This window comes from Nocardia sp. NPDC005998 (assembly GCF_040614395.1).
In the GTDB taxonomy this organism is placed as follows: Bacteria; Actinomycetota; Actinomycetes; order Mycobacteriales; family Mycobacteriaceae; genus Nocardia.
The window spans coordinates 348,483-361,584 of sequence record NZ_JBEXUI010000004.1 but is presented as its reverse complement, the minus strand read 5'-3'; the positions used below and the strand labels follow the sequence as shown (position 1 = coordinate 361,584).

The window sequence follows — 13,102 nt, the reverse complement described above, 5'->3', positions numbered from 1 at the left end:
GAGTAGCACCAGGCCAGCCCGATCGCGGGATGGATACAGAACAGCGGAGCCCGGCTCGCGGCGGTGCGGGCACGGATGGGCAGTATCGGCTCGAGTGTCGCGGCAATCGCCGCACCCTTGGTGCCGGTTCCATCCAGCCGGGCCGCGATGGCGGCCGGAGTGGAGTCGCCGAACATCAGCTGCACGGGGAGATCGATCCCGTTGGCGCGCAGCTGTGCCACGACCTTCGTGGCCAGCAGTGAGTTGCCGCCGAGTTCGAAGAACCCATCGTCGACACCCACCGTTTCGACACCGAGGACCGTCGCGAAGGCGGCACACAGCTGCGCTTCGGTCGGGGTGGTCGGTGCCCGATAGCCCTGTGTCGCGCTGAAGACCGGTTCCGGCAATGCGTTTCGGTCGAGTTTGCCGACCGGACTGAGCGGGATCTCGTCGATCAGCATGATCGATTGCGGCACCATGTAATTCGGCACGCGGGCGGCGACATGCTCGGTGAGCTCTGCGGTACTCGGCGCGATTCCGTTGCGCGCCTTCACATACGACACCAACGCGGTCGCACCGGCCGGCGTCCGGTATCCGATCGTGGTCGAGAACTCCACCGCGTGATGCTGGGCGAGCGCGGCGTCGATCTCGCCGAGTTCGATGCGGAAGCCGCGGATCTTCACCTGATGGTCGGTCCGGCCGACGTATTCGATCTCGCGGACCCCGTCGGGGCTGCGGCCGAACCAGCGCGCGAGATCGCCGGTGCGGTACATCCGCTCGCCCGGTTTGCCGTACGGATTCGCGATGAAGCGCTGCGCTGTCAGGCCGGGCCGGTTCAGGTAGCCCCGCGCCAGGGCACTACCCGCCAGGTGCAATTCACCGGTCACCCCGACCGGCGCCGGATGCAGACGCGCGTCGAGAATGGTCGCGTTGACACCGCGGATCGGGCCACCGATGGTGATCGGCCCGCCCGGCGTCATGGGCTGCGAGATCACCGTGACGATGGTGGTCTCGGTCGGCCCGTACGCGTTGTACAGGTTGCGCCCCGGCGCCCAGCGACTGACCAGTTCGGGCGGCACCGCCTCGCCGCCGACCAGCACGTGCGAAAACTCGGTGACCCCGGTCGGATCGACCGTGCCCAGCGCCGAGGTGGTGATGAACGCGTGCGTGATCCCCTCGTCGATGAACACCCTGCCCAGCTCGGCCCCGCCGACCACACCGGGCGGCGTGATCACCAGCGTCGCCGCGCCACCCAGTGCGAGCAGCACGTCGAGCATGGCGGCATCGAAGCTCGGCGTCGCGAAATGCAGGACCCGGCAACCGGGGTGGACGTCGAAGCGCTGCGCGGTCTCCGCGGCGAAGTTCGACAACCCACCGTGTGTGACCACCACACCCTTTGGTATGCCGGTCGAACCGGAGGTGTAGATGACGTACGCCGGATTGTCCAACCGCAGCAGGGCGGTCCGCTCTCCCGACACGATCCGCTCATCGGATGCGTCCAGCACCCGATGGCGGAATTCGGCGTCGTCGAGCACGATCCACTCGGCGTCGCCGGGCATCCGATCACGGTGCTCGGCCAGCGTGATCCCCAGCGCCGCACCGGAATCGGTGAGCATATGACTGATCCGCTGTGCGGGGTACATCGGATCGACCGGTACGAACGCCGCACCTGCCTTGGCCACCGCGAGCATGGTCGCGACCGATTCGACCGAACGCGGAATCCCCAGCGCCACCAGCGTTTCCGGGCCGACGCCACGTTCGATGAGCACCCGCGCCAGCCGGTTGGTCCACCGGTCGAGCGCGTCGTAGCTCACCTGGGTGTCGTCCGACCGCAACGCAATGGCCTTGCGGTCGACATTCACCGCGGCCTCGAACAGCTCCGGGAAGGTAACCGGCCGGTCCGCCCGCGCGCCACGTACCGGCGCGAGCCCGGACCATTCGGCGGGATCGAGCAGTTCCAGATCCCCCACCGCGGTGGTCGGATTCGCGGCGATGGCGGCGAGCAGGCGGACCAGTCGGGTGCCGAGCCACTCGGCGGTCTGCTCGTCGAACAGATCGCTCGCATAATTGACCGCCAGCGTGATCCCGGCCGGTTCCCTTGTGTCGGTGTGGGATTCGGTCAGGGTGAACTGCAGATCGAATTTCGCGATACCGGTATCGACATCCTCGGCCTCGATCCGCAGTCCGGGCAGATCCACCACCCGCACCGGATGATTCTGCACCGACAGCATCACCTGGAACATCGGGTGATGCGCCTGCGAGCGAACCGGATTCAGCACCTCGACGAGGCGTTCGAACGGCAGGTCGGCGTGCGCGAACGCGTCCAGATCGGTATCGCGCACGGCGTGCAGGAGATCGGTGAACCTGGCGTCGGGATCGATCCGCGTGCGCAGCACCAGCGTGTTCACGAACATGCCGACCATCCGATCCAGCGCGGGATGGCCGCGCCCGGCGATCGGGGTGCCGACGACGATGTCATCGGTCGCGGTCATCCGGTGCAGCAGCACCGCGAGCGCGGCGTGCAGCACCATGAACATGCTGACGTTATTGCCGATGGCGATCTTGTGCAGTTCGCGATGGGCGAACGGATCGATGGCACATTCGACCGTGCCGCCGCGGTAGGTCGGTGCGGGCGGACGCGACCGGTCCGCGGGCAGGCTCAGCAGCTCCGGAATCCCGTCGAGGGTGCGCCGCCAGTAGTCGAGCTGGCGGTTCACCACCGAATCCGGCTCGTCCTCGCTGCCGAGCGTGTCCTGGTGCCACAGTGTGTAATCCGCGTACTGGACCTCGGATTCCGACCAGTCGGGGGTCTTGTCCTCGCACGCCGCTCGGTATGCGACGGCCACGTCGGCGGCCAGGGGTTCCAGCGACCAGCCGTCGATGGCGATGTGGTGCACGACCAGTACCAGGATGTGCTCGGCCACCGCCGCTGGCGGCGCGTCGATGGCGCCGGCCGTATCGACCGTGATCAACGCGGCGCGGATCGGCACGGTCGTCGCCAGGTCGAATCCCGGCGTCGCGAAATCCTGTACAGCGCTGGGAACTTCCGCGGGCGGCATGGTCACGGCGAGCACCGCGACCCCGGCGTCGGCGGGATCGAGCACTTGCTGCACCGGCGCGCCATCGATCTCGGGGAACACTGTGCGCAGCGTTTCGTGCCGCCGTTGCACCGCGTGCAGCGCCCGCACCAGCGCATCGACATCGAGTTCGCCGTGCAGGCGCAGCACGACCGGAACGTTGTACGCACCAGCGGTAGTGCCCGCATCGGCGCTGATCTCGTTGAACCGGTTCAGGAACCACAGCCGGTACTGGGCAGCCGACAACGGAATCCGCTCCGGCCGCTCGCGGCGCGCCAGCTCCAGCCCGGTGTCCGCACCGGGTCCGGAGTCGAGCAGCGCCGCGAGTTCGGCGACCGTCGGCGCCGTGAAGACGGTCCGCACCTCGAGCCGAGTACTCGTCGCCGCGGCCAGGCGGGTCACGAGTTGCGTTGCCAGCAGCGAGTTTCCGCCGATATCGAAGAAGCTGTCGTCGGCGCTCACGGTTTCCAGGCCGAGCAATTCGCCCATCACCTCGGCGACCATTCGCTCGGATGCGGTCTCGGGTGCGCGCAGCGCGGCGCGCACCGTCAACTGTGGTTCCGGCAGTGCGGCGATATCCAACTTGCCGGTCGGGGTCAGCGGAATCCCGTCCAACACAGTGATACTGGCCGGAACCATATGCGCGGGCAGTTTTTCGGCAACATGCGCACGCACCGCGTCGATATCCGGTGTGCCCGTTTCGTCGGTGGGCTGAATGAACGAGACGATCCGGTCCGCACCCGCGATGTGGCGCACCTCGGTGTGCGCGAACCGCACATCTCGATGGTCGACGAGCGCATTGGTGATCTCGCCGAGTTCGATGCGGAAGCCGCGCACCTTCACCTGATGGTCACTGCGCCCGAGGTAGACGATTTCGCCCGCGGCATTCCAGCGCACCACGTCACCGCTGCGGTACATCCGTGAACCCGCGGGACCGTAGGGGTCGGCGACGAACCGCGTCGCGGTGAGCTCGAACCGGTCGAGATACCCACGCGTGACACCGAATCCACCGAGGTACAGGTCGCCGGGCACACCGACCGGAACCGGGCGCATCCGCTCGTCGAGTACCAGCGCCCGCGCACCGCGCACCGGGGTGCCGATGGTGTTCGGCCCATCGACCGCCAGCGGATCCGAGATCGTGATGACGATGGTGGTTTCGGTCGGCCCATATACGTTGTGCATCTGCCGTCCCGGCGCCCAGCGGGCCACCAACTCGGCACCGACGGCCTCACCACCCACCAGCAGTGCACGCAGGTTCGGCAATGACCACCGCTGCCGATCGATGGTGGCCAGCGCGGCCGGGGTGATGAACGCGTGGGTAACGCGTTCGCGCTCCAGCAGCGCGGCCAGTTCGTCACCACCATAGATATCGGTTGGGCAGATCACCATGGTCGCGCCGGATCCGATCGCGAGCAGCAAGTCCAAGATGGCCGCGTCGAAACTCGGTGAGGAGAAGTGCAGCGTGTGCGAATCCTGGTCGATTCGCATGCGGTCGCGGACCTCGTCGCCGAAATTCGACAGGCCACTGTGGGTGACGGCCACGCCCTTGGGTTTTCCGGTCGAGCCCGAGGTGTAGATCACATACGCCAGATCGGCGATGTCGATGGTGCCAAGGCGGTCGTGGTCCTCGACCGGGCTGTCATCGAGTTCGGCCAGCTCATCGGCGAATTCGGGATCATCAATCAGCAACCAGTCGGTGACCGGTCCGTCCGCCGGGCACAGCCGATCAGCATGCACGGACATGGTAATGCCGACCTGGCAGCCGGAGTCCACCAGCATGTGCCGCACCCGGTCGACCGGGTAGTTCGGATCGACCGGCACGAACGCCGCACCGGATTTGGCGACGGCGAGCATCGTGACCACCGATTCGATCGAGCGGGTCAGGCCGAGCGCTACCCGGTCCCCCACACCGAAACCGCGTGCGATCAGAGCCCGCGCCAAGCGATTCGAGCGCCGGTCGACCTCGGCGTAGGTCAGCGAGATGCTGCCCGCTCGAACGGCCGTGCGGTGCAGATTCCGATGCGCGGTCGCGGTGAAGTACTCGGCCAGCGTGCACTGCGGCGTGGACGGCGCGCCGGTGGCCGGGGTGAGCACACGTCGCTCGAATTCGGTGCGCGCGTCGATATCTCGAACGAGCGCCCGTGGCGCACCGCTGATGGCCGCCAGCACCGCCAGGAACCGATCGGCCAGCGTCTTGATCGTCGCGGCATCGAAAAGCTCTGCGGCGTAGATGAATTCGAACGCGCGCCAAGACTCGCCCGAACCGGTGTCGCGGGACACCGTCGCCACCCGCAACTCCAGGTCGAATTTCGCCAGCGCGATATCCAGTTCCTCGGCACGCAGTGCCAGGCCGGGCAGTTCGAGCGACGGCACCGGCCCGTCCTGCACCGTCAGCGCCACCTGGAACAGCGGATGGCGACTGCCACCATGGGCGCCGCGACCCAGTTCCTTGACGATGCGCTCGAACGGAACATCGCCGTGCGCCATGGCGGCCAGCTCGGTATCCCGATCCGCGCGCAACAGCGTCGCGAACGAAATGTCCGGGTCGACGTCCGAACGCAATACCAGCGTATTGACGAACATGCCGACCAACTCGTCGAGCTTGGTGTCGTTGCGGCCCGCGACCGGCGTGCCGATCACGATATCGCGACCGCCGGTAACGAAACGCAGCAATACCGCGAGCGCCGAACGCAGCACCATGAACGTGCTGACGCCTTGTTTGCGTGCAAGTTCGGCGAGGGCATGCTGCACCGGCTCGGGCACACTGAAACGCACGGTGCCCGCCTGCTGTGTCGGCTGGGCCGGACGCGGCCGGTCGTAGGGCAACGGCAGTTCCTCGGGCAGGTCCGCCAGCGCGGTGCGCCAGTACGCGAGCTGTTCGCTCGCGAGGCTCTGCGGATCGGCCTCATCGCCGAGGTAGGCCCGCTGCCACAGCCCGAAGTCCGCGTACTGCACCGGAAGTGGCGTCCAGGCGGGTACACCGCCCTCGTGCCTGGCCATGTAGGCGGCCGCCAGATCTTTGGTCAATGGCCCGAGCGACCAGCCGTCGGCGGCGATGTGGTGCAGCACGATGCCGAGCAGGTGCCGCCGAGTTTCGGTGCGTAGCAAGGTGATCCGCAGCGGAAGATCTCTGGTGAGATCGAATCCGGTACGCGCGAATGCCCGCAACGTCTGTTCGGCGGCGCCCTCGTCGGTCGGCACCACATCGAGTACCGGCACGGCCCGGACGGTGGGCAGTACCGATTGCTGTGCGCCCGCACCGTCCTCGGGGAAGACGGTGCGCAACACCTCATGTCGGTCCACCAGGTCGGTCAGTGCCGCGCGCAGCGCGGGTATATCCAGATCGCCGTCGATTCGAATGACGAATGCGATGTTGTACGCACTCGATTCGGGTGAAAATCGATTAAGGAACCACAGTCGCTGCTGGGGCAGCGACAATGGAATGCGTCCCGGACGCGGGATATGCACAGCCAGCGCCATCCGTTGCGTCCGGGGCGCTTCCGTTATGCGTGCCGCGATCCCGGCCACCGTCGGTGTCTCGAAGATCAGCCGCACCGGCAGGTCGACACCGAACTGCTCGTACAGCGCGGTCGCGAGCCGGGTGGCGAGCAGCGAATTGCCGCCCACGTCGAAGAAGCTGTCCTCGGCGCCGGTCACCGGGTGGCCGAGGATATCGCCGAACACTGTGGCGACCTGCCGCTCCAGGTCGGTGCGCGGTGCGCGCGAGGTACCGGCTGCCGCGAAAACCGGTGCGGGCAAGGCCTTTCGGTCGAGTTTGCCGGACGGGGTCACCGGCATCTCGTCGAGTACGGTGATCGCGGCGGGCACCATGTAGCCGGGCAGCCGCTGCCGCGCGGTCTCGGTGATATCGGCGGCATCGATCGCCTCGTCCGCGGTCACGTAGGCGATCAGGCGGGTCTCGCCCTCATCGTCGGTGTGTACGACCGTGAGCGCGCGCGCCACTCCCGGGTGCGCGCGAAGTACATGGTCGATCTCGCGCAGTTCGATACGGAAGCCGCGGATCTTGATCTGGTCGTCGGCGCGGCCGAGGAAGCGCAGCTGTCCGATCGGATCGGAGACCACTAGATCGCCAGTGCGGTACATCCGCTCCCCGCGCCTACCGAGCGGGTTGGCCGGGAAGCTCTGTGCGGTAAGGCTGTAGCGGCCGAGATAGCCGCGCGCCAGACCAGGACCGGACAGGTAGAGCTCTCCCGGCGTGCCCGGCGGGACCGGATGCAGTCGGCCATCGAGTACGAACAGCCGCATGCCGCGCACCGGCATGCCGAGCGGTACGGCACGGCCCGCGTGCATCGGACCACTGGCGGTAGCGGCGACGGTCGCCTCCGATGGTCCGTACATGTTGTGCATGCGGTGCCCGCGCGTCCAGCGCTCGACCAGTTCCTCCGAGCACGCCTCACCGCCGACGATGACGGCCTCGAGTTCGTCGAGTCCCTCGTTCGGCACGGTGGCCAGCGCGGCCGGGGTGATGAAGGCATGCGTGACATGCTCCGTGCGCAGCAATTCGGCAAGTTCGGCACCGCCGTACATGCCAGCGGGTGCGACGACGATGGTCGCGCCTGCCGTGAAGCCGAGCAGCATCTCCAGCACCGACGCATCGAAACTAGGCGAGGAGAAGTGCAATGTCCGTGCCGAATCCGTCACGCCGAACAGATGCATCTGCTCATTCGCCAGCGAGGCGATACCGGCGTGGGTGACGATGACCGCCTTCGGCTTTCCGGTGGAGCCCGAGGTGTAGATCAGGTAGGCCGGATGTCCGGTGCGCAGCGGGTAATGCCGATCCGCGTCGGTGACGGGATCGGTACCGTGGCGGGCGGATTCGGTGGCCAGCTCGTCGGAGCCGAGCACCAGCCAGTCGACGTAATGCTTGCGGTGTTTGCCGCGCGCGGCGGGCCAGGCGGGCATGGCAACCAGGCAATCCGGCACGGTGAGTCCGAGCATGGCGCCGGAATCGGCGATCATATGCCCGATCCGCTCGGCCGGGTAGCTCGGATCGATCGGCACATATGCCGCACCGGTTTTCGCGACCGCCCAGATGGCCGCGATCGAGTCGAGACTGCGCGGCAGCGCGATCGCAACCACGACCTCGGGTCCGGCGCCGTGTTCGATCAGGGTGCGCGCCAGGCGATTCGACATCTCATCGAGTTCGCGGTAGCTGGTGTCGGTGTCGTTGTAGCGCACGGCGATGGCATCGGGTACCCGCTCGGCGGTGTCGGTGAGCAACCGCGCCAGTGTGATCGACGGTTCGCCGGGTGCGCCCGCGATCGGCACCAGCTTCGCGGTCTCGCGCGTATCCAGAATGTCCAGATCACCGACCGGCATATTCGGCGCGGCGACAACGGCACCGAGTACGGCGATGAAGCGGTGGGCGAACGATTCGATCGTGCGCTGGTCGAAAACATCAGTGGCATAGCCGAATTCGGCGTGCAGCGGGCCATCGGACAGGCCGTCGTGCACCTCCAGCTGCAGATCGAATTTAGCGATATCGGCGGCGATCGGGAGCACCCGCGACTGCACACCGGGCAGATTGATGCTCAGATCGGGTGCGTGATCGTAGGACAACATCACCTGGAACAGCGGGTGCCTGGCGGCGGAGCGCTCCGGGTTGACGAGCTCGACCAGCCGCTCGAACGGCACATCAGCGTTGGCGAAGGCGTTGAGATCGGTTTCGCGGACCACGTCGAGCATCTGGTCGAATCCGGCTGCCGGATCGACCTCGGTCCGCAGTACCAGAGTATTGACGAACATCCCGACGAGGTCATCGAGCGCCGGATCGGAGCGACCGGCGATCGGGGTGCCGATGGTGACATCGGTGCTCGCACACAGCCGCGCGAGCAGGGTGGCCAGTGTCGCGTGCAGCACCATGAACATGCTGACGCCCCGGCTGGCCGCGAGTTCGCCTGCGGCGCGACGGATCTCGGGGGCGATGGTGAACTCGACCCGGCCGCCACTGGTCGAGCGGTGCAGTGCACGCGGACGATCCAGCGGCAGGTCGAGCTGGTCGGGCAGACCGCGCAGGGCCGAGCGCCAGTAGGCGAGCTGACGGCTCAGCGCACTGGCCGGATCGGCTTCGTCACCCAGCAGTTCCCGTTGCCACAGTGCGAAATCGGCGTACTGCACCGGCAGCGGCTTCCAGTGCGGTGTGGTGCCCTCCGCGCGCGCGGTGACGGCGGTCATCAGGTCCCTGGCCATTGGCGCCACCGACCAGCCGTCACCGCAGATGTGGTGCAGCACAATGAGGAATACGTGCCGATCCGGTGCGGTGGTCCACAGTGCGACCCGAATCGGGGCCTGGCTGCGCAGGTCGAAGCCGTAGCCGGCGAACTCCTCGGCAAGTTCGCGTACATCGGCGCCAATGGCGTCGATCGGGTCCAGGGTCAGCGGGATCTCGGTAGCAGGATGTATCAGCTGGCAGGGTCCGTCCGCCCCGTCCGGAAAAGTGGTGCGCAGGGATTCGTGGCGTTCGATCACATCGACGAGACCGGCTCGCAGCGAAGCGAGATCGATCGGCCCGTCGATTTCGACGGCCAGCGGCATGTTGTATGCGGCGGCGTGTTCGGCGAAGCGGTTGAGGATCCACAGCCGCTGCTGGGCCAGCGACAGCGGAATCCGTCGCGGCCGTTCGGCCGGGACCAGTTTCGGGGAGGACGCGTCCGGGTTGTGTGTGGCGAAACGCTCACTGAGCGCGGCGATCGTCGACGCCTCGAACAGGTCACGGATGGTCAGCCCGGCGCCGAGCGTGGCGTTTATCCGCGCCACCGCGCGTGCGGCGATGAGCGAATTGCCGCCCAGGTCGAAAAAGCCGTCCTCGACACCGATTTCGTCGATGCACAGGACTTCGCTGAAGATGCCGGCGAGTACCCGCTCCACCTCGCTGCGCGGTTCGGCGGTGACCGGCCCGACGGGGCGGGCGATAACGGGTTCGGGCAGGGCCTTGCGATCGATCTTGCCGTTGGCACTGAGCGGTAGTTCGTCGAGGACCATCAGCGAGGCGGGCACCATGTAGTTGGGCAGGGTACGGCGCAACGCATTCTGCAGTGTGGTGGTGTCCAGGTCCGCCGTAAATGCCGGGGCGGCAACGACATAGGCGGCGAGCTCGTCGCCGGTTCGGCTGGTGTGGGCCACGCACACCGCGCGCGCGACCCGCTCGTCGGCCAGCAATGCCGCCTCGATCTCGCCGAGTTCCATGCGCAGGCCACGAATCTTGACTTGGAAATCGCTGCGGCCCAGGTATTCGAGCACGCCGCGATCCGAATCATCCTCGTGCCGACCGAGATCCGGATCGCCCTGCCAGCGGGCCAAGTCGCCGGTGCGGTACATCCGAGCGCCGGGAGTGAACGGGTTGGCCACAAACCGGTCCGCGGTGAGCTGGGATTGGCCGAGATACCCGCGCGCCAGCTGGACGCCCGCAAGATACAGCTCCCCCGCTACCCCTGGCGGAACCGGCCGCAGGAGCGAGTCGAGGACGTAGGTCTGGGTGTTCCACACCGGAGATCCGATGGGCACGGTGGCCGGTTCGGCCGAGCACGGCCAGTAGGTGACGTCGACGGCGGCTTCGGTCGGTCCGTACAGATTGTGTAGTTCCGGCTCGTGCAGGGCGGCGCGGAAATCGCGAACGGTGGCCGCGGGCAATGCTTCACCGCTGCAGAACACTCGGCGCAGACCGGCGCAATCGCGCACATCGGTGTCGGTGACGAACACCGACAGCATGGACGGCACGAAATGCGCCGTGGTGATCGACTTTTCGCTGATGATCCGAGCCAGGTAGGCGGGATCACGGTGCCCGTCGGGTTCGGCGATGACCAGTCGCGCGCCGATCTGCAAGGGCCAGAAGAATTCCCAGACCGAGACGTCGAAGGTGGCCGGGGTCTTCTGCAGGACGGCGTCGGTGCCGTCGAGGGGGTATTCGTGCTGCATCCAACGCAGCCGGTTGACGATCGCGGTGTGGGTTACACCGACGCCCTTGGGTTTTCCGGTCGAGCCGGAGGTGAAGATGACGTAGGCGAGATGGTCGGCGCGCAGCGGAGTGCGGCGGTCGCTGTCGGTGATCGGAGCGGCGTCGATATTCGAAAGGTCGACGGTATCGATGGCCAGCACGGCCGCGCGCTCCGGGACCGTGAGTTCGTCGCGGGCCGCGATCAATACGCACACGGGTTCGGACTGCTCGAGGATCTGATCGATCCGCTCGGCGGGGTTCTCCGTATCAAGGGGCAGGTAGGCCGCACCCGCCTTGATGACCGCGTACATGCCGACGACGAGTTCGATGCTGCGCCGTAGGCACAAGGCGACCACCGTTTCCGGGCCCGCGCCGCGGGCGATCAACAGGCGGGCCAGCCGGTTGGCCCGCTCGTCGAGTTCGCGGTAAGTCAGTGTCTCGTCGGCGAATTCGAGCGCGACCGCATCCGGGCAGATCATCGCGCGATCGGCGAACAGACCGGACAGGGTACCCGGACGCAGTGCCGTCCCGGTGGCGTTCCAGGTGCGTAGCACGCGCTCACGCTCGTCGCCGGTGATCGCGGCGAGGCTTTCGGCGTGGGTGTCGAGGTCGGCGGCGAGGAATCGGGTCAGGAAGTCCAGGAACCGGGCGTGGTGCGCCGTGACCTCGGTATCGGTGTAGAGCCGCGGGTTGGCCTCGAAGTCGATGTGGATGCGGCCGCCCTCGCCGTTGTACACATTGATGGAAAGGTCCTCGACCGGGCCGGTGGCGAGCACGTGCAGCGAGCCGAGCAGACTGCCGAACTTCAGCTCGTCATGGAACAGCATGATGTTGACCATCGGGCCGAAGAAGCCACGCGCGTCGCGGGAGTAGCCGCAGTCGCGGCGGATGTCGTCGTGGCGGTAGAGCTGATGCCGCAGCGCGCCGGTGATCTGCAATTCCGCGCCGCGCACCACGTCGCGAACGGTGGTGGCGGCGTCGAAGTGCAGCCGGATCGGCACCACATTGGAGACCACACCCGCGGAACGGCGCAGCGCGACCGTGGTCCGCGCGGAAACCGGCAGGCTCAGCACCACATCCGGATTGCCGGTCACCGAACGCACATAGCAGGCCAGTGCCGCGACGAACATGGTCGAGCTGTGGGTCTCGAATGCGGCCGTCGCCGCGTTCATGGCCGTCTCGGCGCGTTCGTCGAGGACCGCGCAAGCACGCCGCCGCCCCGCGTCGGGGGCGGCGGTCAGGCCGATCACATTGGACAGCGTCATCGGTCCACCAGCGCCCGCCAATTGCTCGAGCCAGTAGTCGCGGTCGGTGCGGAACCGGCCGGAATCCCGGTAGGTGGATTCGTCCGCATAGATTTTCGCCAGCGGCGTCGCGCGCGAGACGGCCGGTTCGGTGTGGTTTTCCAGCGCCGTATAGATCTCCGCGGTGCGGGTGAGCGCGTTCATCGCACCGTAGCCGTCGATCACGATGTGATGGCCGCGTGCGTACCAGATGTAGTCGGATTCGCCGGTTCGCAGCACGATGTTCGTGGTCAGCGGATCGCTCTCGAAATCGATCGGCGAGCTGGCGTGCTCATTCATCCAGCGCAGCGCGGCAGCATGTGGATCCGGCTCGTCGCGCAGATCGATCCGGTCCCAGCCCGGGCGGAAGGTGTGGTCGATCACCTGATGCGGGACGCCGTCGATCTCTACCAGGCGTACATGTCCCACCTGCGTTTCGGCGCCGAAGCGTTCGATCGAGTAGAGCAGGCGGCCGACATCCAGGTCGCCGTGGATCTCGACATACTGGGCGATGGTAAGCGGAACGTCGGGGCGAATCCGTTGGGCGTACCACAGGGCTGTTTGCGCAGGCGACAGTGCGAATGGTTGTGCCGAGAATTCACCAGAAGAGCATTGGTCGACGCGATCCGTGGCCAATGAACTCATCAATCACTCCTTCTGCCGCTGTTGATGCGCATCTCCCCGAGCACCGCCACCGCAGGCGCGCATGCGCCAGCCGTAGGACGTGATCCACGCCCATTGATTCGGAGCACCGGATGTAGCGGATGGCCAGCGTTGCTGATTTGTTTCACTTCCAACGCCGTTGGCGG

Annotated in this window: 1 protein-coding gene; it reads right to left on the bottom strand. The window is 66.9% G+C overall.

Translation table 11 applies throughout. The features are described 5' to 3' along the window. Positions 1–12,938, bottom strand: a 12,938-nt coding sequence (locus ABZ293_RS10015; protein ID WP_355179105.1) for an amino acid adenylation domain-containing protein, incomplete at its 3' end; no start/stop codon positions are given. Between the last annotated feature and the right edge of the window lie 164 nt (positions 12,939–13,102).